17 protein-coding genes are annotated in these 20529 nt (G+C 73.3%); 11 read left to right on the top strand and 6 right to left on the bottom strand.

The window, feature by feature from the left end:
- Position 1 precedes the first annotated feature (1 nt).
- Positions 2-2122, bottom strand: coding sequence for a glycogen debranching protein GlgX (gene glgX / locus ACN261_RS22905; protein WP_425852065.1), 2121 nt, complete (start codon positions 2120-2122; stop codon positions 2-4).
- Between the two features lie 324 nt (positions 2123-2446).
- On the opposite strand from glgX, the gene ACN261_RS22900 reads away from it, so the two are divergent.
- Positions 2447-3853 carry a glycosyltransferase family 4 protein gene (locus ACN261_RS22900; protein ID WP_421486798.1) on the top strand — a complete coding sequence of 469 codons (1407 nt, stop codon included), beginning with the start codon at positions 2447-2449 and terminating at the stop codon, positions 3851-3853.
- A 67-nt stretch (positions 3854-3920) separates the two neighbouring features.
- On the opposite strand, the gene ACN261_RS22895 is transcribed toward ACN261_RS22900, so the two are convergent.
- From ACN261_RS22895 to ACN261_RS22880, 4 genes are all read right to left on the bottom strand, one after another.
- The gene (locus ACN261_RS22895; protein WP_425852063.1) at positions 3921-5204 is read right to left on the bottom strand and encodes a citrate synthase; all 1284 of its coding nucleotides are present in this window, start codon (positions 5202-5204) and stop codon (positions 3921-3923) included.
- Positions 5205-5419: 215 nt separating this feature from the next.
- Positions 5420-7423: a sulfatase-like hydrolase/transferase gene (locus ACN261_RS22890; RefSeq protein WP_425853638.1), complete on the bottom strand. Its 2004-nt coding sequence runs from the start codon at positions 7421-7423 to the stop codon at positions 5420-5422.
- Positions 7424-7475: 52 nt separating this feature from the next.
- The gene (locus ACN261_RS22885) at positions 7476-8894 is read right to left on the bottom strand and encodes a class I SAM-dependent methyltransferase (protein WP_421481707.1); all 1419 of its coding nucleotides are present in this window, start codon (positions 8892-8894) and stop codon (positions 7476-7478) included.
- 14 nt (positions 8895-8908) lie between these two features.
- Positions 8909-9259, bottom strand: a complete 351-nt coding sequence (locus ACN261_RS22880) for a hypothetical protein (protein WP_425853677.1) — start codon at positions 9257-9259, stop codon at positions 8909-8911.
- A 189-nt stretch (positions 9260-9448) separates the two neighbouring features.
- Here ACN261_RS22880 and ACN261_RS22875 point away from each other — a divergent pair, with 189 nt between their 5' ends.
- Positions 9449-9904, top strand: coding sequence for a VOC family protein (locus ACN261_RS22875; RefSeq protein ID WP_425852061.1), 456 nt, complete (start codon positions 9449-9451; stop codon positions 9902-9904).
- Between the two features lie 1162 nt (positions 9905-11066).
- On the opposite strand, the gene ACN261_RS22870 is transcribed toward ACN261_RS22875, so the two are convergent.
- Entirely contained in the window at positions 11067-11756 is a 690-nt protein-coding gene (locus tag ACN261_RS22870) for a helix-turn-helix domain-containing protein (RefSeq protein ID WP_425852059.1), read from the bottom strand.
- A 231-nt stretch (positions 11757-11987) separates the two neighbouring features.
- Here ACN261_RS22870 and ACN261_RS22865 point away from each other — a divergent pair, with 231 nt between their 5' ends.
- From ACN261_RS22865 to ACN261_RS22825, 9 genes are read left to right on the top strand one after another with little or no spacing between them, the layout of a single operon-like run.
- Entirely contained in the window at positions 11988-12965 is a 978-nt protein-coding gene (locus ACN261_RS22865; RefSeq protein WP_425852058.1) for an asparaginase, read from the top strand.
- Positions 12962-13993: a quinone oxidoreductase family protein gene (locus ACN261_RS22860; protein ID WP_425852056.1), complete on the top strand. Its 1032-nt coding sequence runs from the start codon at positions 12962-12964 to the stop codon at positions 13991-13993. Before ACN261_RS22865 ends, ACN261_RS22860 begins: the two co-directional genes overlap by 4 nt.
- Complete coding sequence (locus ACN261_RS22855) at positions 13990-15423, top strand: MmgE/PrpD family protein (protein ID WP_425852054.1); 1434 nt, start codon at positions 13990-13992, stop codon at positions 15421-15423. Before ACN261_RS22860 ends, ACN261_RS22855 begins: the two co-directional genes overlap by 4 nt.
- Positions 15417-16355, top strand: a complete 939-nt coding sequence (locus ACN261_RS22850) for a polysaccharide deacetylase family protein (protein ID WP_425852052.1) — start codon at positions 15417-15419, stop codon at positions 16353-16355. The genes ACN261_RS22855 and ACN261_RS22850 overlap by 7 nt, the downstream gene beginning before the upstream one ends.
- Before the next feature lie 2 nt (positions 16356-16357).
- Entirely contained in the window at positions 16358-17149 is a 792-nt protein-coding gene (locus ACN261_RS22845) for an ABC transporter ATP-binding protein (protein ID WP_425852050.1), read from the top strand.
- Positions 17146-18006 (top strand): ABC transporter permease, encoded by an 861-nt coding sequence (locus tag ACN261_RS22840; RefSeq protein ID WP_421481699.1) that lies wholly within the window; start codon positions 17146-17148, stop codon positions 18004-18006. Before ACN261_RS22845 ends, ACN261_RS22840 begins: the two co-directional genes overlap by 4 nt.
- Positions 18003-19082 (top strand): ABC transporter substrate-binding protein, encoded by a 1080-nt coding sequence (locus ACN261_RS22835; protein WP_421481698.1) that lies wholly within the window; start codon positions 18003-18005, stop codon positions 19080-19082. The genes ACN261_RS22840 and ACN261_RS22835 overlap by 4 nt, the downstream gene beginning before the upstream one ends.
- Positions 19082-19864, top strand: a complete 783-nt coding sequence (locus ACN261_RS22830) for an HpcH/HpaI aldolase family protein (protein WP_425852048.1) — start codon at positions 19082-19084, stop codon at positions 19862-19864. Before ACN261_RS22835 ends, ACN261_RS22830 begins: the two co-directional genes overlap by 1 nt.
- Positions 19861-20523: an SDR family NAD(P)-dependent oxidoreductase gene (locus tag ACN261_RS22825; protein WP_421481696.1), complete on the top strand. Its 663-nt coding sequence runs from the start codon at positions 19861-19863 to the stop codon at positions 20521-20523. The genes ACN261_RS22830 and ACN261_RS22825 overlap by 4 nt, the downstream gene beginning before the upstream one ends.
- The last annotated feature ends 6 nt before the right edge of the window (positions 20524-20529 follow it).

The following is a 20529-nucleotide window of genomic DNA, read 5'->3' as shown; positions in this document are numbered from 1 at the left end:
GTCAGACCGTCCTCTCCAGGACCACCAGGGAGCGGTCCGGCACGCAGACCGCGCCGCCCGCCTCGACGATCGTCGGCTTCTCCGGTTGCGGTTCCGCGGTGCTGATCACCAACTCCCAGCGCTGGCCGAACTCCTCGCCGGGCAGGGTGAAGTCCAGCGGCGCGTCGTGGGCGTTGAAGCAGAGCAGGAACGAGGAGTCGCGGTGCCGCTGACCGTACTGGCCGCGTTCGGGGATGCCGTCGCCGTTGACGAACAGGGCCACCGAGCGGCCGAAGTCGTTGCCCCAGTCCTCGCCGGTCATCTCCCGGCCGTCGGGGGTGTACCAGGCCAGGTCGGGCAGCCCCGCCTCGGCGGTGCGGCCGGCCACCGGCAGGCCGGTGAAGAACCGGCGGCGGCGGAACACCTGGTGCCGGTTGCGGAAGTCGGTGAGCCGCCTGACGAAGTCGAGCAGCTCGTCGTCGGCGTGCTCCCAGTCCACCCAGGCCAGCTCGCTGTCCTGGCAGTAGGCGTTGTTGTTGCCGCGTTGGGTGCGGCCCAGCTCGTCGCCGTGGCCGAGCATCGGCACGCCCTGGGAGAGCATCAGGGTGGCCAGGAAGTTGCGTCGTTGCCGGGCCCGCAGCGCGGTGACGCCGGGGTCGTCGGTCTCCCCCTCGACGCCGCAGTTCCACGACCGGTTGTGGCCCTCGCCGTCGCGGTTCTCCTCGCCGTTGGCCTCGTTGTGCTTGTCGTTGTACGAAACGAGGTCGTTGAGGGTGAACCCGTCGTGGCAGGTGACGAAGTTGATGCTGTGGAAGGGGCGGCGGCCGTCGTCCTGGTAGAGGTCGGCCGAGCCGGAGATGCGGGAGGCGAACTCGGCCAGGGTGGCCGGCTCGCCGCGCCAGAAGTCGCGCACCGTGTCGCGGTACTTGCCGTTCCACTCCGTCCACAGGGGCGGGAAGTTGCCGACCTGGTAGCCGCCGGGGCCGACGTCCCACGGCTCGGCGATCAGCTTGACCTGGCTGACCACCGGGTCCTGCTGCACCACCTCGAAGAAGGTGGACAGCCGGTCGACCTCGTAGAACTCGCGGGCCAGGGTGGCGGCGAGGTCGAAGCGGAACCCGTCGACGTGCATCTCGGTCACCCAGTAGCGCAGCGAATCCATGATCAGTTGGAGGGAGTGCGGGCTGCGCACGTTGAGGCTGTTGCCGGTGCCGGTGTAGTCGACGAAGTAGCGGCGGTCCTCTTCGGACAGCCGGTAGTAGCTGGGCGCGTCGACGCCCTTGAAGCTCAGCGTGGGGCCCAGGTGGTTGCCCTCGGCGGTGTGGTTGTAGACCACGTCGAGGATGACTTCGATGCCGGCGGCGTGCAGCGCCTTGACCATGCCCCGGAACTCCTGCACCTGCTGGCCGAGGCGGCCCAGCGCCGAGTAGCCGTGGTGCGGGGCGAAGAAGCCGATGCTGTTGTAGCCCCAGTAGTTGCGCAGGCCCAGGTCGGCCAGCCGGTGGTCGTGCACGAACTCGTGCACCGGCATCAGCTCGATCGCGGTCACCCCGAGCTGCCGGAAGTAGTCGATCATCACCGGGGAGGCGATCGCCGCGTAGGTGCCGCGCAGCTCCTCCGGGATGCCGGGGTGACGCATGGTCAGCCCGCGCACGTGCGCCTCGTAGATCACCGAGTGGTGGTACGGGGTGCGCGGCGGCCGGTCGTTGCCCCAGTCGAAGTAGGGGTTCACCACCACCGACTTGGGCATGAACGGAGCCGAGTCGGTGGCCGACATCCGGTCCGGGTCACCGCCCAGCTCGTAGTCGTAGACCGCCGGGTCCCAGGTGACCTCCCCGTCGACCGCCTTGGCGTACGGGTCGAGCAGCAGCTTGTGCGGGTTGCAGCGCAGTCCCTCGGCCGGGTTCCACGGCCCGTGCACCCGGAAGCCGTAGCGCTGGCCGGGCTCGACGCCGGGGATGTAGGCGTGCCAGACGTAGGCGTCGACCTCGCGCAGCTCCACCCGGCGCTCGGTGCCGATGTCCCACTCGTCGAAGAGGCACAACTCGATCTTCTCGGCGACCTCCGAGAAGATCGCGAAGTTGGTGCCCATCCCGTCATAGGTGGCGCCCAGGGGGTAACGCTCACCCGGCCAGACCTGCATGTCGCTCCTTCGGCCCATGATCATGAGCACACCGGCCGGGTCGGCAGACCACCGGTGCGCACGCCGCTAATGCCCCGCGGCCGGTCCGGCCAACCCACCCGTTCGGACGACGCCCGACAACCGCCCGTCCGAGGGGTCACGCACCGTCGGGTGTCGTCCGTCACGATAGGCCCTTTCGAGATGCGCCGGGCCGCGTGATGCCCTTTGCTAGACGCGACGCGCCCGCGCGGGCACGTCGACACTGGGCCCTCGGCCACCCCACCACCGCCCCCTCCCGCCGTCACCGTTGCCGGCGTGATCGCGTGCGCATGGACGGAGATTGATGTGACCACCCTGCGGGTCAGCGACCAGCTCGCGACCGCTGTGGACCGGACCTGCCGGCCCACCCCCACCTTCCGGCCCCAGCTTCCCCAGCAGGGCGGCGACTCCGGCGTGCCCCCGCGCACCCGACGCATCCTGATGCTGTCCTGGGAGTATCCGCCGGTGCTGGTGGGCGGGCTCGGCCGGCACGTGCACGCCCTGTCGGTGGCGCTGGCCGCCGCCGGGCACGAGGTCACCGTGGTCACCCGGCACACCGACGGCGCGCCGCTGGAGGAGTACGCCGACGGCGTGCGGATCGTCCGGGCCGCCGAGGACCCGGTGACCTTCCCGCTGGCCACCGAGTCGTTGCTGGCCTGGACGATGGCGTTCAACCACACCCTGACCCGGGCCGCCCTGCGGGCCACCGAGTCCGGCGCGTACGACGTGATCCACGCCCACGACTGGCTCGTCGCGCACACCGCCATGACGCTGCGCGCGCACCTGGACGTGCCGCTGGTCAGCACCATCCACGCCACCGAGGCCGGCCGGCACCAGGGCTGGCTGCCGGGCGAGATGAACCGCACCATCCACGGGGTGGAGCAGTGGCTGGCGGCCGAGTCCGGTCGGGTGATCGTCTGCTCCGGGTACATGCGCGACGAGGTCAACGCGCTGTTCGACGTGCCGATCGGCCGGGTCGACGTGGTGCCCAACGGGGTCGAGCCGCACCGGTGGAAGGTGCCCGCCTCGGCGGTCACCTCAGCCCGCGCCCGGTTCGCCGGGGACGGGCCGCTGGTCACCTTCGCCGGCCGGCTGGTCTACGAGAAGGGCGTCCAGCACCTGCTCGCCGGCCTGCCCCGGTTGCGCGAGCGGCACCCCGGCCTGCGCGCCGTGATCGTCGGCGACGGGCCGTACAAGGCCCAACTGGAGGCCGAGGTGCACCGGCTCGGGCTGGGCGACACGGTCGCCATGCCGGGCTTCCTCGGCGGCACCGACCTGCCGGCCGTGATGGCCGCCTCGGACTGCTTCGCGGTGCCCAGCATCTACGAGCCGTTCGGGATGGTCGCCCTGGAGGGGGCGGCGGCCGGCGCGCCGCTCGCGGTCGCCGAGACCGGCGGGCTGGCCGAGATCGTCGAGCCGGGGGTGACCGGGGTGACCTTCGCCCCGGAGGACCCGGCCGACCTCACCGAGGCCGTGCACGCGGTGCTGTCCGACCGGGAGCGGGCCCGGGTGCTCGCCCGCCGGGCCCGCGCCATGGTCCACGAGCAGTACGGCTGGTCGGCGATCGCCGCGCGCACGGCGACGGCGTACGCCTCGGCGATCGCCGGGGACGCCGCGTTCACCGCGCAGCGCGCCGAGCAGCGGATGGCCACCGGCCGGGTCACCGCCCCGATCCCGGCCGGCAATCTGCTCGTCGCCGCCGGCCTGCGCTGAGCCCACAGCATCAACGACGAAGGCCGCCGACCCCCAGCGGGTTCGGCGGCCTTCGTCGTGACCGGGGTCAGCGCTGCGCGATCGCGGTGAACTCCCGCTCGGGCGCACCGGTGTAGATCTGCCGGGGGCGGCCGATCTTCGTCTCCGGGTCGCTGATCATCTCGCGCCACTGGGCGATCCAGCCGGGCAGCCGGCCCAGCGCGAACAGCACCGTGAACATCTTCGTGGGGAAGCCCATGGCCTTGTAGATCAGGCCGGTGTAGAAGTCCACGTTCGGGTAGAGCCGGCGGGACACGAAGAAGTCGTCGGCGAGCGCGATCTCCTCCAGCTGCATGGCCAGGTCCAGCAGCGGGTCCGGCTTGGCCATCCGGTTGAGCACGTCCTGGGCGGCCTTCTTGACGATGGCGGCCCGCGGGTCGTAGTTCTTGTAGACCCGGTGGCCGAAGCCCATCAGCTTCACGCCGTCCTGCTTGTCCTTGACCTTGCGGACGAAGGACGCGACGTCGCCGCCGTCGGCGTCGATCATCTCCAGCATCTCCAGCACGGCCTGGTTCGCCCCGCCGTGCAGCGGGCCGAACAGGGCGTTCACCCCGGCCGAGACCGAGGCGAAGAGGTTGGCGTTGCTGGAGCCGACCAGCCGGACGGTGGAGGTCGAGCAGTTCTGCTCGTGGTCGGCGTGCAGGACGAACAGCATGTCCAGCACCCGGGCCACCACCGGGTCGACCTCGTACGGCTCGGCGGGCACGCCGAAGGTCATCCGCAGGAAGTTGTCCACGTAGCCCAACGAGTTGTCCGGGTACAGCAGCGGCTGACCGATGGACTTCTTGTAGGCGTACGAGGCGATGGTGGGGACCTTCGCCATCAGCCGGACCGTCGACATCTCCACGTGCTCGGAGTCGAACGGGTCCAGGCTGTCCTGGTAGAAGGTGGAGATGGCGCTGACCGCCGAGGAGAGCACGGCCATCGGGTGGGCGTCCCGGGGGAAGCCGTCGAAGAACCGGCGCATCTCCTCGTGCAGCAGGGAGTGCCGCCGGATCCGCTCGCTGAACTCGGCCAGCTGCTGCTGGGTCGGCAGCTCACCGTAGATGAGCAGGTACGAGACCTCCAGGAAGGAGGATTTCTCGGCCAGCTGGTCGATCGGGTAACCGCGGTACCTCAGGATGCCCGCGTCACCGTCGATGTAGGTGATCGCGGAAGAGCAGGAGGCGGTGTTCACGAAACCGGGGTCGTACGTTGTCATTCCGGTTTCCTTGAGCAACTTACCGACCCCGATGCCCGCAGGGCCCTCGACCGCGCCCTGCACCGGCATCGAAAGCTGCCCACCGGGGTGGTCGAGCTTCACTTCCGTCATGTGGTTCCTCGCTTCGCCGGCGAATCTTCGTTGAATTGCCTTCGCTTTTACCGTAATCGCGGTCGCGGGGATACCGCCCGCCGTGGTTCTGCGGTGAGGTATGCGTCACCCGTTTCCCGGCCCGGCGGCGCGGAAACCCGTGCCGGGGCGGGCGGGTCATCCGCGACCGGACACCGGGAACGGTGCGACATAAAGCGGCGAAGTCTGACGAAAGCCTAGGAAAGAGTCAACCGGCGCAGCGTGTCGCCGGGACCCACCCGGTAGATGTCCAACCGGTTCGCGCCGGCCCGGAACAGATGGTCGTCGGGGAGGAACGCGGCGAACCGCCGGCCCCCCTTGTCCTGCGGCACCACCGGGACGACGGCGCCGATCCGGCCGTTGACGGCGACGGCGAGCAGCGTGCCGTCCGGCACCTGCGGGGGCACGGAACCCCACACCAGGGCCGGTAGCTCCCCCGCCGCCGGATCGACGTGGTCGAACGCGCCCAGGTGCGCCACCGACGCGGTGCCACCCGACGGCTTCTCCCCCACCGTCGTGCCGACCAGCGGATGGGGGGCGGGCGGCACGGGCCGGGCGGGCACCCCGCCGGGAAGGACCACCCGCTCACCGGGCCGGTCGTAGAAGTACTTCTCGGTCCGTTCCCGGGGCGGCTGCTGCGCCGAGCGCCCGTCGAGCCGCCACGGGACCCGCACGTGCACCTCGTCGGCGATGGTGGGCAGCAGGTCCACGTGCTCCCAGTTGCGGTCGTCGACCCGGCCGGCGCGCTGGCCGGGCTGCTTGACGAACAGCGGCACCCAGGCCACCTCGCCGGGCGCGTGCGTGATCGCGTCCATCCCCCGGCCCTGCCAGTCCCGGGTGAAGCTCACCCCGTGGTCGGCGGTGAGCACGACCAGCGACCTGTCGTACAGGCCGGTGGCGCGCAGCGTACGCAGCGTCTCGCCGACCAGCCGGTCGGTGTACCGCAGTTGGGCCAGGTGCCGGGCCCGGGCCAGCTCCACCCAGCCGGCACCGTCGTTGGGCAGGTCGTCCGGCGCGTCGTAGCGCGCACCCGACGGCAGGTACGCCCACGGAGGGTGCGGCATCAGCAGGTGCAGGAAGTGCAGGGTCGGCCGGTCGGACGGGCGCAGCCCGGCCAGGAAACCGGTGAACCGCGCCGGCTGGTTGTCGTTGAGGCTGTCCCACCGGAACGTCGGGTCGGCCGGGACCGGCTCGGCGGCGTCCAGGCCCACCTCGGCGGCGGTCTGCTCCCGGTACGACTCCTGCGGGTCGATGCGGCTGTCCACCGGGGCGGCGATCCGGCCCAGCAGCGCGCCGCTCTCCCGTACCAGCACGCCGAGCCCCTGCTCGGGGGCGACCGGCTGGTCGCACCGGCTGGGCGGGCAGAGCCGGGTGATGCTCTCCTGGGCGCGGATGTCGTACAGGCCGCCGAGGGCGGTGAAGAGGTTGTCCGGGTACTGCGAGTAGTGCGGGGCGGACGGGTTCGACGGGTACCGTCCGGTCAGCATCGCCGGCAGCGCGTACGGCGTCCACCCGCTGACCCCGGTGGCGTTGCGGTACCAGGTCGATCCGCCGGCCAGCTCGGCGAAGTTCGGGTAGCGGGTCGCGTCGATCCGCCCGTCCGGGCCGAGCAGCGAGACCAGCGGCAACTCGTCCAGGACGATCATGACGACCGGCGGGTGGGAACCCGGCCCGGCCACCCCGGCGACGCCCTCGTGCGCACGGGGCAGCACCACCGCCGAGGCCGGCGAGGCGAACAGGAACAACCCGACGAAGACCAGCGGCCCGAGGGCCGCCACCCGCAACACCCGGCCGAGCACCGACCAGCGCCGGTACGCCGCCGCCCCACCCGCCCCGACCAGCGCCGCCACCACCAGCAGCGGTACGCCCCGCAGCGGCGTCGCCTGCCGGCCCACCTGCACCGCCAACGCGGCCAGCAGCAGCCCGAGGACCACCGTGTGGACACCCGCCCGGACCCGGACGCCGGCCAGCCGGGTCGCCGCCCCGAGCAGCACCACCGCCGCACCGGGTACCAACGCGACCACCGCCACCAGCGTGAGGACGTCCCCGCTGGTGGCCCGGTGGAACAGGAAGAAATCGGGGCTGCGCCCGAGCACGTCGAGCAGGGGCTGGGTGACCACCAGGCCGACCAGGGCCACCACCTCGTACGCCCGGCGCAGCTCCACCCGCCAGCCGGCCGGGCCGGGCGTGCGGTCCGGCACCGGCGGCGTGGTGGGCGTCGGCCGCCGCAGCGCGGTGCCCGTCGGGACAGGCTCAGCCACCCACCACCGCCTGGTAGAGCGTCCGGGTGCCGCAGGGCAGTTCCTGCTGGCGCTCCACGCGGCAGCGGGCGGCGAGCAGCCGGGCGAACTCGTCGCGGTGGTAGTCGGGGAAGAGCCCGGCCGGCTTGTTCGCCAACAGCCGCCGCGCCATCGGGTCCTGCGGGTGGACGAACTCCACCACCAGCCGTCCGCCGGGTCGGACGTAGCCGGCCAGTTGCCCGATCACCTCGGCCAGCGGCACGTTGCGGCCGATCGCCAGGTGGTGCACCACGGCGAGGGCGAGCACCACGTCGGCGTGGGCGCGGTCGGCGAACCCGGCCCGTTCCACCCCCCGCCAGCCGCCGCCGGGCGACGGGTCGGCGAGGTCCATCACCAGCGGCAGGATGCGCTGGTCGCCCTCGGCCCGCAGCGCCCGGTAGAGGGCGTCCACCACGGCCGGGTCCTGCTCGACGGCGACCACCTGGGCGGCGTGCCGGGCGGCTGTCCGCGCGTACCGGCCGTCGTTGGCGCCGAGGTCGAGCACCAGGCCGGCGGCGACGTCGGCCACCGCCGCCTCGACGAAGCTCTCCTTGACCGCCCGGTCCGCCGTGGTGTACCCGCAGGTGCGCTGGTAGTCGACCCAGTGGCCGCCGTCGACCCGACGGTCCAGCCGGCGCACCAACCGCGCCAACCGGCGTACGGTGGCCAGCGCCAGGTCCCGCGAGTAGCCGGCGTCGCGCAGCTGGGCGGCGACGGCGCTGCTGCTGGCCCCGGCGTGCCGGGCCTGCATCGCGCCGTGCAGGTGAACGTGCGTCGGCACCCCGGGCAGCAGCCGGCGGACGCCCCGGAACAGTGGGCGCAGCTGGTCTGCCTCGATGCCGTCGACCCGGGCCCGCAGCCAGGGCTGGAAGTTCACGCCGAGGTGGGCCTGGAGCAGCAGCGGGTAGAGCATCGTCTGGCAGAACTGCCGGTAGCCGGCCCACGGTTCGCCCCCGGTCAGCGGCGCGAACGAGCCGACGTCGATGAAGACCGGGGTGGCACCGCGCCACTGGAGGTTGTAGGCCGACCCGTCCTTGGTGGTGAACCCCGCCTCGAGGGCCCGGCCCAGGATCTCCAGGTGCAGCAGGGCGGCGTCGCGCAGCATGCCGAACGACCACTCGTAGGGGTGCGAGACGAACGGGATGCGCTCGTGCCGCAGCACCGTCGTCCATCCGGTGTCCGGCAGCGTCGCCGGGTCGACCGGGGCGGTGCCGCAGACCTTGCCCTCGGCGAGCAGCGCGGCGAAGAAATCGCTGCCGGCGAGGGCCCGCCAGTCGGCGGCACCCTGCGGGCCGAGGCCACGCAGCACCTGGTCGCCCAGGTGGAAGACCCGGTTGGCGGGGTCGCGGAAGGAGCCGGGTTCCGGCCGGATGCGCAGGTCGGCGGCGGTCATCGGTACGCCCCCGGTCAGTTGCCGGCCGGCTGGCGCGGCTGCCGGTCGGCCCGGGCCGCCTCGGCCGGTGTCGTGGCGGGCCGGTCGGTCACGGTGGCGGACTGGTCGGTCACGGTGGTGCCGGGCTGGCCGGACGCGGGGGCTGCGGCCTGGCCGCCGGGCTGGCCGGACGCGGGGGCTGCGGCCTGGCCGCCGGGCTGGCCGGACGCGGGGGCCTCGGTGGGCTCGGCGGACCCGCGCCGGAACCGGGCCGCCACCCGCCGCCAGTAAAGCTTCGCGGCGACCGCCGCGCCCGCTGTTCCGCCGACCACCGCCTGCACGATCAGGCTGCCGGACCCCGCGTCCAGGTAGGCCAGGTGCATCATCGGCCCGCTCCCTTCCTTCGCCGTCATGGACCGCCGCCAGGTACGCCGGATGAGGCATTTACACCTTAAAGACGGTTTGCTCCCCTGACACCGTACGTCGTCCGGTCCTGCCGCGAGGGGGACATGGTTTCCTCGGCCCGGTCCGTTCCGTTCAAGACCCCGCGGCGACGTCCGCCCTACCCTGGCCATATGACGCCCCGCTTCGACCTCATCGGCACCGCGGTCAACGACATGGCCCGCACCCTGGACTTCTACCGCCGGCTCGGGCTGGACATCCCCGCCGGGGCCGACCACGAGGACCACGTCGAGGTCACCCTGCCCGGTGGGCTGCGGCTGGCCTGGGACACCGTGACGATGCTGCGCGGCTTCCACCCCGACTGGACGCCACCCAGCGGCAGCCCACGCGCCAGCCTCGCCTTCCTGTGTGCCGACCCGGCCGAGGTGGACCGGTACTGGACCGCGCTCACCGAGGCGGGTTTCCACGGCGAGGTCGCCCCGTGGGACGCGGTCTGGGGCCAGCGGTACGCGATCCTGCACGACCCGGACGGCAACGGCGTGGACCTCTTCGCGCCCCTCGACACCGCACCCCTCGATGCTCCGCGCCCCGCCGGCACGCCCGACTCCGCATCCCCCGGACCGAGCTGACCCACCTGGCCGCCCCTTCCCGGTACGGACCCGGCCGACCCTTCCCGGTACGGACCCGGCCGACCCACCCGGGCGCGGCGTCAGCTCCCCGCCCCGCTGGAAGCGGCCCCGTCCGGTGGCGCCCGCCGCTACCCGCAGGCGCGGCGCGCCGCCCCGGGCGGGCCGCAGTGGACCCGCCAGGTGCGGACGGGTGACGGCTGATCGGGCCCGGGACAGGGGTGTCAGGATCAGGAGCCAGTGGTGGGTGCGGACCCTTTCGAGCTGATGACGCCAACGGTTCACGGCGACGTCGACGCGGACCGGTCCGGGCTCCCGTGGCACGGGACACCAAGGAGCGGAGGACGGCCGCCGCCGGACCGGACGCGAGGCGACCGACGTCAAGGTGGCCGGCATCGAAACAACCGGCACGAAGCAACCGGCACGAAACAACCAGCACGAAGCAACCGGCATCGGGACGGCCAGCATCGGAACAACAGGCAGAAGCAATCGGTGTCCAGACAGTCAGCGTCGAACGGCCAGCGTCGAAGTGACCTCGGAGGAGCCGCATCGATCCGGGTAGCGCACCCACCCTGCGGTGAGGACCGGCGGACTCCCGGCCGGCCACGTGCGGGCGCGATTCGTTGACGTCATCAGCTCGAAAGGGCCCACGGTGCACAACCGCACCCCCTCGCCACGCCCATCGTGACGGGCAACGGGTGGGGTGGACCGAGGTGGCCGGGGTCGGCCCGACGGTCACGTCGACACGCGGTCGGCGGCGGATCTCAGGACCACCGCCGTGAGCCCCAGGACCACCGCCGTGAGCCCCAGGACCACCGCCGTGAACCTCAGGACCACCGCCGCGACCCGGGACCAGCCGGGACGGTCCGGAAGAGCACCACGGGCGCCCCTCGGGGCCGTTACCGCGGCGCGGTCCGCACCCGCCACCGAACCGCCGGCACCACCGGGCCGCCGACCACGACCTGTCCGCCGTGCTCGGGTTGACCACCATCGCCCAACCCGCCGCCGAGCAGGGCCGGCACCACCGAGCCGCCGGCACCACCGCCCGCCGGCACCACCGGACCGCCGGACGCCGGACGCCGGCACCGCTGAAACGCCGGCCCCGCGCCCGGCGGGCCCGGTCGCGGAGGCTCGGGAACCCGGGCGCCCGGGGTGATGCAGGTGGTCAGCGGCCGAGCAGGGTGGTCGGTGGAACGCCGGCCAGGTCCCGGACGTCGCGGGTGAGGTGGGCCTGGTCGGCGTAACCGGCACGGGCGGCCACCTCGGCCAGTCCGACGCCGAGACGGGCCAGCGCCAGGGCGCGGTGCAGCCGCAGGATCCGGGCGAGGGTCTTGGGGCCGTACCCGAAGAGGGCCCGGCTGCGCCGGTGCAGGGCGCGCGGGCCGAGGCCGACCTCGGCGGCGGTCGCGGTGATCGTGGCGCCGGCGGCGAGCAGCGCGGCCACCCGGGGGCCGAGTGGGTCGACGCCGCCTCCCCGGGCGAGCCGGTCGACGGCGATCGCGGCCAGCGCGGCGGCGGTGGGCGACGCGCCGAGCTGCTCGGTGAGCCGGACGGCGTCGCGCCCCCAGAGGGCGTCGAGAGGCACCCGGCGGTCCCGCAGTTCGTCGGCGGGGACGCCGAAGACGGCCGGGCCCACCCCGGGTGGCAGCCGGACCCCGCGCCACCGTTCCCCGGGTGCCGACACGCTGAGCTGCGCGATGCGGTCCGGGCCGGCGACCAGCAGCCCCGAGCGGCTGGACCAGAGCAGATCGAGACAGCCGTCGGGCAGCACCCGGGTCGGCGGGGCGTCCGGGCGGCTCTCGCTGGCCCAGAGCACCGCTGCGTCGATCACCCCGGCGGGTCGTTCCCGGTACACGGTCCCAGCCTGCCACGCCGCCGGCCGCCCGCCGCGACGCGACACCGTGGCGACCCGGGAACCGGACGGCGACGGACACCGCAACAGGCCCGACATCCGTACGTCATCGGCCAGGCAACCAATCCATAACTTCCACGGGTTCGCGTTCTCGCAGCTCTTGTGCAGGGCGAACGTTTGTGCAACTGTCATCATCTCGATTGAGCAATCGTTTGCGCAAAGGGGGTGTGGCCGGTGCGGATCGCGGTTCTGGCAACCGGTGGGACGATCGCGTCGCGGTGGGACCCCGACGAGGGCCTGGCCGTGACCGACTCCGTCACGGACCTGCTGAAGAACGTCCCCGGCACGACCGACGCGGAGATCCACGGCTTCGACCTGTCCTGCCGGCCGAGCTTCACGCTCTCCCTGGACGACATGCTGACCACCGTCCGGGCGGTACGGGCCAAGCTCGACGACGGGTTCTCCGGCGTGGTCGTCACCCACGGCACCGACACGCTGGAGGAGGCCGCCTACCTGACCGGGCAGTTCACCGGCCCCGACGCCCGGGTCGTGCTGACCGGGGCCCAGCGCGGCGCCGACGAGCCCGACTCCGACGCCGGGCGCAACCTCGCCGACGCGATCCGGGTGGTCACCGCGCCCCGGCCGCTCGGCGCGGCGACGGTCATGGGCGGCGTCGCGTACGCCGCGGTGGAGAGCCGCAAGGTGCACACCTCGGCGGTGTCGGCGTTCTCCGGCGGCACCGCCGGCGTGCTGGCCCTGGTCGACCCGGACGGCGTGCTGCGGGTCTCCACCGCCGCCCGGGGCGGGCACTACGCGCACCTGCCGATCCCCGCCCGGCTGCCCCGGGTGGACCTGGTCAAACTCGTCGCGGGCGCGGACGGCACCCACCTGCGCGCGTCGCTGCACGCCGGTGCCGCCGGCATCGTGGTCGAGGCGTTCGGCGCGGGCAACGCCCCGCCCGCGGTCGCCGAGGCCATCGCGGAGGCCGGCCGACGCGGCGTACCCGTGGTCATCACCAGCCGGACCGGGGCGGGCCGGGTCCGCCCGGTCTACGCCGGCGGCGGGGCGACCCTCGCCCGCGCCGGCGCGCTCTTCGCCGGTGACCTCACCGGCACCCAGGCCCGGGTCGCGTTGGCCCTCGCCCTGGCCGTCGAAGAACCCGGCGCCGTGCCGGAAGCCCTGCGCACCATGGTGGAAGGACGTCGCGCGTGAAGACCGAAGCAGTGACCATGAACGGGTACGGCGGCCCCGAGACGCTCACCCTCACCGAGGTCGACCTGCCGGACCCCGGCCCCGACGAGGTCCTGCTGCGGGTGCTCGCGGTCGCCGTCAACCACCTCGACGCCGACCTGCGCAGCGGGGTGTCCCGGATGCCGCTGCGGCTGCCGCACGTGCTCGGCCGCGAGGTCGTCGGCGTGGTGGAACGGCTCGGCTCCCGGGTCACCGGCCGGGCCCCGGGCGACCGCGTGCTGGTGCTGCCCAACACCCCCTGCGGGAGCTGCCCCCGCTGCCTGACCGGGCGGGCCAACCTCTGCCCGAACGCCGACATGCCCGGCATCACCAGGTGGGGCGGGTACGCCCGGCACGCGGTGGCCCCGGCGCGCGGCCTGCTGGACATCGGCGACCTCGACCCGGTGGTCGCCGCCGCCACCCCGATCTCCTTCGGCACCGCCTGGCGCACCCTGTACTCCATCGGCCGGCTCGCCCCCGGCGAGTGGGTCCTCGCCCCGGGCGCCGCCGGTGGGCTCGGACACGCGGTGGTGCAGCTCGCCAAGCTCGGCGGCGCCCGGGTGGTCGGCCTCATCGGCGACCCGGCGAAGGCCGACTTCGTCTCCTCGCTCGGTGCGGACGCGGTGCTGAGCACCCGCGACCCGGACTGGGCCGCCGAGGCCCGGAAGATCACCGGGGGCGCGGGTTTCGACGTGATCGTCGAACACATCGGCGGCGACGTCTTCGAGGCCGCGCTGGGCACCCTCGCCCCCACCGGCCGGCTGATCGTCGGCGGCGGCCACGCCGGGGAGCATCCGCACCTCGACCTCATCGAGACCTTCCGCAACGAGTACGAGCTGCGCGGCTCACGCAGCCAGCGTCCCGACGAGATCGCCCGGGTGCTGGGCCTGGTCGCGGCGGGACAGCTCACCCCCCGGGTCGACGCGGTCCTGTCGTTGGCCGACGCCGGCCGGGCCCACCAGGCGCTCGCCGACCGGCGGGTGCTCGGCAAGCAGGTGATCACGCCGTGACCGGTCACCGGCGGTCCGACGCCCACGACGACGTGCTGGCCACGCTCGTCGCCGGTGCCGTAGAGGCCGCCGACACGCTGCTGGCCACCGGCGGCGGGCAGGTGCTGGTGCGGCAGGTGGCGGCCCGGCTGACCGCCAACGCCGTCGCGGCCCACGGGCACCTGCCCGCCGGGCTGGACACCGCCGGCGACCCGGACGGCCCGTGCAGCCTGCTGGCCGCGCCGGGCGGGACGGACCAGCCGGCGCGGGCCGCCGCGGTGACGGCGGCGGCGATCACCGTCAGCCAGTGCGACGAGGGGCTGCGCGAATCCCGGGGGCACCCGGGACTGCACGCGTACGCCGCCGCCCTGGCCGCCGCCGAGGCCGAGGACCGCAGCCTGCGGGTGTTCCTGCGGGCGCTGGCGGTCGGCTGGGAGGTGGGTGCCCGGCTCGGGCTGCTGCTGGGCGCGCCCCGCCCCGGGGTGCACCCGCACGGTGGGTGGGGCGTCGGCGCGGCGGCGGCCGCCGCCGGGACCGTCGCCGGGCAGGACGCCGCCGGACTGGCCGCGACGGTGAACCTGGCACTGACCGTGGCGCTGGCCGGGCCGGAGGCCGACACCCGGCGGGGGCACGCCGCCCACTACCTGCTGCCCGCCCTGGGCACCGCCAACGGGCTGACCGTCGCCCGGCTCGCCGACGCCGGGTTCCCGGCCACCGGCCCGGTGCTGCCCCACCTCGGCCGGACCGTCCACCAGGGCAGCACCGACCGGCCGGTGGACGCCGCGCTGCTGCCCCGACCGCTGCTGCCCGACATCTACTTCAAGCCGGTCGGGGTGTGCGCGCACACCCTGACCGCCTGGACGGTGGCCCGCGCGATGACCCAGGACCTCACCGCCGACGAGGTCGCGGCGGTGACCGTGCACACCTACGCGGGGGCGGCCCTGCTCGCCGAACGGCGTCCGGCCGGTCGGCTGGCCCGCCAGTTCAGCATCCCGTGGGTGGTGGCCTGCGGGCTGCTCGGCACCGACCCGGGCGCCCCGGACGGGCCGGACGACCGGCGGGCCCCCGCCGCCCGGCTCGCCGAGCGGGTGACCGTACGCCACGACCCCGGGCTGGACCAGGGGTATCCGGCGGGCCGGCCGGCGGTGGTGGAGGTGACGACCCACGGCGGCGCCCGGCTGACCGGGCGGGCCCGGTTCCACCACGGCGACCGGGAGGACCCGATGACGGCCGACGACCTGGCCGCCGTCGACGCCGCGCTGCTGCGCACCCCGGGGGTGCCGGCGGGGGCGGCCGAGCTGCTGTACGGGCTGGCCCGCGCGCCCGGGGCGACCCGACTGCGAGACCTCACCGCGCTGGTGCGCGGTGGGGCACCGAATCCGAACGGCGGTCCGCCGCCGGTTCCCGCTGGGGCCGGCCCATCCGGCAGAAAGGACACGACGACATGGTGATCAGAGTCGAACCCGGCACCGAGCGGGACTTCATCGGCTACGGCGGGGACCTGCCCCGCGTCGAGTGGCCAGGTGGCGCCCGGGTGGCGGTGAGCCTGTGCCTCAACTACGAGGAGGGTGCCGAACACAGCCTCCTCGACGGCGACAGCGTCAACGAGTGGGTCGGCGAGATCTCGTACACGCCGACCAGCGCCGAGCACCGGGACCTGTCCCAGGAGTCGGTCTACGAGTACGGCAGCCGGGCCGGGGCGTGGCGGCTGCTGCGGTTGTTCGACCGGACGCAGACCCCGGTGACCGTGTACGGCTGCGCCGAGGCGCTGGCCCGTAACCGGCCGCTGACCAGTGCGTTCGTCGACGCCGGGCACGAGATCTGCTCGCACGGCCTGCGCTGGCGGGAGCCGTCGGGGATGACCGAGGACGAGGAACGCGCCGAGATCCGGCAGGCGGTGGCGACGATCACCGAGCTGTGCGGGGAACGCCCGGTCGGCTGGTACTCCCGGTACGCCCCGTCGGACCGCACGCGGCGGCTGCTGGTCGAGGAGGGCGGCTTCCGGTACGACTCCAACGCCTACAACGACGACCTGCCGTACTGGGTGCAGGTGGCGGGACAGCGGCATCTGGTGGTGCCGTACACGCACACGTACAACGACGGCCGGTTCGCCTTCAGCCCCGGCTACGGCAACCCGACCGACTTCTTCGAGAACTGCCGGCGGGGCATCGAGTACCTGTGGGAGGAGGGCGAGACCTCCCCCAAGATGATCTCGATCGGGCTGCACGCCCGGCTGATCGGCCAGGCCGGGCGGGCCTCCGCGCTGCGCGACCTCATCGCCTGGGCGCAGGACCTGCCCGGCGTCTGGTTCGCCAGGCGGCGCGACATCGCCGACTGGTGGCACCACCACTACTCCGACCTGCCGGCCCACGGAGGGCAGTGACCATGCGCATCGAGATCGACAACGTGGCCAAGGGGTATCCCCGGGCCGACGGGAGCCGACTGTCGGTGGTCGGCAGCCTCAGCACCACGATCGAGGCGCAGGAGTTCATCTGCGTCATCGGGCCGAGCGGATGCGGCAAGTCGACGCTGCTCGGCCTGCTGGGCGGGCTGCGCCGGCCGGACGACGGGGAGATCCGGTTCGTCGGCGAACGCACCGCCGCCGGTCCGCTCACCTCGATCGTCTGGCAGGACTACGCGCTGATCCCGTGGCGCTCCATCGCCGAGAACGTCGCGTTCGGGCTGGAACTGCGCGGGGTGCCCGCCGCCCGGCGGCGGGAGGTGGCCCGGGAGCACCTGACGATGATGGGCATCGAGGCGTTCGCCGACAACAAGCCGCACGAGCTGTCCGGCGGGATGCGCCAGCGGGCCGGGATCGCCCGCGCGCTGGCCAGCGACCCCGAGGTCCTGCTGATGGACGAGCCGTTCGCGGCGGTGGACGCCCAGACCCGCACGCTGCTGCAGGACGAGCTGCTCCAGGTCTGGTCTAAGCACCGCAAGACGGTCCTGTTCATCACGCACAGCATCGAGGAGGCGCTGCTGCTGGCGGACCGGATCATCGTGCTCGGACCCCGGCCGACCCGGGTGGTCGAGGAGATCCGGGTGCCGTTCCCCCGGCCGCGTACCCGCGACGTCGAGTTGGACCCGCGGTTCACCGAGTTGAAGCGCCACCTGTGGGCGCAGTTGCGGGACGCCACCCTGGCGGCCGAGTGGGCGGAAGCGAAGGGGGACCGATGAGCGAGCAGAGCGTGCCGACCCGGGAGCGGGCGACCGACGAACCCGTGGTCCGCTACGCGGTGGACCCCCGCGCGGAACGCCCGCCGGGTCGCGGCTTCAAGCTGCTCAGCAGCGGGCTGGGCAGCATGGTGCCGGTGGTCGTGGTGCTGGCGCTGTGGCAGGTCGGCAGCATGGCCGGGCTGATCGACAAGACCTTCTTCCCGGCCCCGTCGGAGTGCGTGCAGGCGCTGGTCGACCTGTTCTCCTCCGGGGAGCTGCTGCCGAACATCGGGATCACCGCCCAGCGCATCCTGCTCGGTTTCCTGCTCGGCGTGATCCCGGCGACGCTGCTGGGCATCGCGATGGGGCGGTCGCGGTGGGTGCGGGTGCTGATCGATCCGCTGATCGCTATCACGTACCCGATCCCGGTGGTGGCGATCCTGCCGCTGCTGCTGGTCATCTTCGGCACCGGCGGACGGCCGATCGTGGTGCTCGCCGGCATCATCTCGTTCTTCCCGGCCGTGGTGAACGCGATGTCCGGGGTGCTCCAGGTCGACGAGCGGCTGATCCTGATGGCCCGCAACCTGGGCGCCGGCCGGCAGCAGATCCTGTGGAAGATCGTCCTGCCGGGTGCCCTGCCGTCCATCTTCGCCGGTATCCGGCTGGCCGCGGGGCTCGCCCTGCTGGGCACGATCGCCGGTGAGTTCCTCGCCGCCAGTGACGGCGTCGGGTCGATGACCTGGCGGTACTGGCAGATCTATCAGATCGACAACATGTACGCCACGCTCGCGGTGATCGCGGCGATGGGCTTTTTCCTCACCACGGTGACGCTGCGCGTGCAGCGGCGCTTCTTCAGCTGGACGGAGGGCCAATCATGACAATCAAGAACAAGGGTGTCATCGCCGCGCTGTTGGGGGCGAGCCTGCTGCTCGGCACCGCGGCCTGCGGGAACGACGCGGAGTCGACGGGGGCCGGCGGCACCGACAAGGTGACGGTCAACTCGCTGGAGATCCTCTCGCTGGCACCGATGATGGTGGCGGACGCGAAGGGTTTCTTCGGCAAGCACCAGGTCGAGGTGGAGTTCAGCAACGCCGACATCTACTCCCGGCTCGCGGTGCAGGGTCAGGGCAAGCTGGACGTGAACATCCCGGGCACCGGTGGCGCGCTGTTCAACGCGGTCAACCAGGGGCTGCGGGTGCGGGCGGTGGCCGACCGGCAGCAGTACCGGTGCGCCTCGGACAACCTCCTGCTGGCCCGGACCCAGGCCTTCGACGGCGGCCTGAAGAGCGTGGCCGACCTCAAGGGCAAGAAGGTCGCCATCCTGGCCAAGGGTTCGACCACCGAGTACTGGCTGGACCGGGCACTGGGTGAGGTCGGGCTCAAGCAGTCCGACCTGGGGCAGATCGTCACCCTGAGCTACCCGGACACGGCCAACGCGCTCAAGAGCGGTGCGGTGGACGCCGGCTTCGTGGTGCAGCCGCTGGCGTACCAGCTCATCACCGACGGGCAGGCCAAGCGGGTGCTGGCGATGAACGAGGTGGCCCCGAACCAGGAGCAGGGCCTGATCACCATGTCGCAGGACTTCATCAGCAAGCGGCCCGAGGTCGCGGCCCGGTGGATGGCCGGCTGGCTGGAGGGCGTGCGCTACTACCAGGACCCGGCCAACAAGGACGACGTCATCAAGATCGTGGCCGAGCGGACCAAGGTGCCGGCGGCGACGATCACCAAGCTGTACGGCACCGACCAGTGGCCGTACATGGACCCGAACGGTCGGGTGGACACCGCCACGGTGACCGCCGAGGACGGCAAGTGGCTGCTCGACAACAAGATCATCGAGAAGCTGCCCGAGGTCGGCGAGTGGCACGACGGCTCCGTCGTCGACGCCGCCCTGAAGATCGTCGGCGAGGTGCCGGCCAACCGCGACTGCGGCGGCGTGCAGAAGCTGGAGTCCTGATGTTTCCCCGTCCGAGCCGGCTGGCCGAGGTGCTGCGCGACGGCGGCGTCGCCCTCGGCAGCCTGACCCTGCTCCAGGAACCGGCGATCGGCGAGATCCTCGGCGCCCTCGGCTACGACTTCCTGGTCGTCGACACCGAGCACGCCGCCGCCGACGAGCAGAGCGTGCTGGCGATGGTCCGGGCGGCCGGCTCGGCGGGGACCACCCCGCTGGTCCGGCTGCGCCGGATCGAGGAGAAGGACCTGCTCTGGTCCCTGGACAGCGGCGCCGGCGGGGTGGTGCTGCCGCTGGTGGAGACCGGCGCGCAGGCCGTCGAGGCGGCCCGGCTGACCCACTACCCGCCGGTCGGTGACCGGACGCTGTGCTCGGCGGCGCGGGCCGCCGGGCACGGCACCGCCCGGGGCGACTTCGACCGCTACCTGACCTGGGCCGGGCAGAACACCACGGTCGTCGCCCTCGTCGAGACCCCGGCCGGGCTGGCCAACCTGGACGACATCCTCGCCGCCGACCTCGACGTGCTGATGCTCGGCCGGGCCGACCTGTCGGTCAAGCTGGGTCTGGGCTACCAGCCCACCCACCCGGAGGTGGAGAAGCACGCGGTCGACTTCGTCGAGCGGGTGGTCGCCGCCGGCCGGGTCGCCGGCATGCTGGCCTACTCCGCCGAGGAGGCCCGCCGCTGGATCGACCTGGGCGTCCGCTTCGTCGTCTACTCCCAGCCGGAGATGCTGCTCTCCGACGCCTACCGGCGGGCCCGCGACGAGATCCTCGGCGGTACGTCGTGAGCCTGCTGGTGACCGGCGGGGCCAGCGGCATCGGCGCGGCGGTGGTCGCCACCGCCCGCGCCCGGGGCGAGACGGTGCACGTGCTGGACGTCACCACCGGCGTGGACGCCGCCGACCCGGTCGCGGTGGGCGAGTTCGTCGACGCGATCGGCACCCCACGCCGGGTGGCCCACCTGGCCGGGGTGGTCAGCGCCGGTGGCATCGAGCAGACCAGCCTCACCGAGTGGGAACGCACCCTGCGGAACAACCTCACCGCCGCGTTCGTCGTCTCCCAGGCCGTGGTGCCCCGGATGGCGGCGGCCGGCGGGGGGTCGCTGGTGCTGATGAGCAGCCTCAACGCCCGCGACGGCGGCACCCGGCTGTCGGGCACGGCGTACGCGGCGGCGAAGGCGGGGGTGCTGGGCCTGATGCGGCACCTGGCCGTCGACTTCGGACCGCGGGCGGTACGGGTCAACGCCGTCGCGCCCGGCCCGGTGGCCACCCCGATGCACGACCGGCTCACCGCCGAACAGAAGGCGGGGCTGCGGGCCCGGATGCCCCTGGGCCGGGTCTCCTCGGCGCAGGAGATCGCCGACATCGTGCTGTTCCTACTCTCCGATTCCTGCGCCACGGTCACCGGCATGACCTTCGATGTGAACGGGGGCAGTCATCTCAGCTAGGTTGCC

Origin of the sequence: Micromonospora sp. WMMD723, assembly GCF_049863385.1 — a bacterium.
GTDB lineage: Bacteria > Actinomycetota > Actinomycetes > Mycobacteriales > Micromonosporaceae > Micromonospora > Micromonospora wenchangensis.
Note: the sequence above shows the minus strand (reverse complement) of the source record. Positions and strands in the feature narration are given on the sequence as shown.

Bases quoted from the DNA above. Each gene is read 5' to 3' on its own strand.
- ACN261_RS22895 (WP_425852063.1), bottom strand. From the start codon at position 5,204: ATGACGGAAGTGAAGCTCGACCACCCCGGTGGGCAGCTTTCGATGCCG.
- ACN261_RS22875 (WP_425852061.1), top strand. From the start codon at position 9,449: ATGACGCCCCGCTTCGACCTCATCGGCACCGCGGTCAACGACATGGCC.
- glgX (WP_425852065.1), bottom strand. From the start codon at position 2,122: ATGCAGGTCTGGCCGGGTGAGCGTTACCCCCTGGGCGCCACCTATGAC.
- ACN261_RS22850 (WP_425852052.1), top strand. From the start codon at position 15,417: ATGGTGATCAGAGTCGAACCCGGCACCGAGCGGGACTTCATCGGCTAC.
- ACN261_RS22835 (WP_421481698.1), top strand. From the start codon at position 18,003: ATGACAATCAAGAACAAGGGTGTCATCGCCGCGCTGTTGGGGGCGAGC.
- ACN261_RS22840 (WP_421481699.1), top strand. From the start codon at position 17,146: ATGAGCGAGCAGAGCGTGCCGACCCGGGAGCGGGCGACCGACGAACCC.
- ACN261_RS22845 (WP_425852050.1), top strand. From the start codon at position 16,358: ATGCGCATCGAGATCGACAACGTGGCCAAGGGGTATCCCCGGGCCGAC.
- ACN261_RS22880 (WP_425853677.1), bottom strand. From the start codon at position 9,259: ATGATGCACCTGGCCTACCTGGACGCGGGGTCCGGCAGCCTGATCGTG.
- ACN261_RS22830 (WP_425852048.1), top strand. From the start codon at position 19,082: ATGTTTCCCCGTCCGAGCCGGCTGGCCGAGGTGCTGCGCGACGGCGGC.
- ACN261_RS22885 (WP_421481707.1), bottom strand. From the start codon at position 8,894: ATGACCGCCGCCGACCTGCGCATCCGGCCGGAACCCGGCTCCTTCCGC.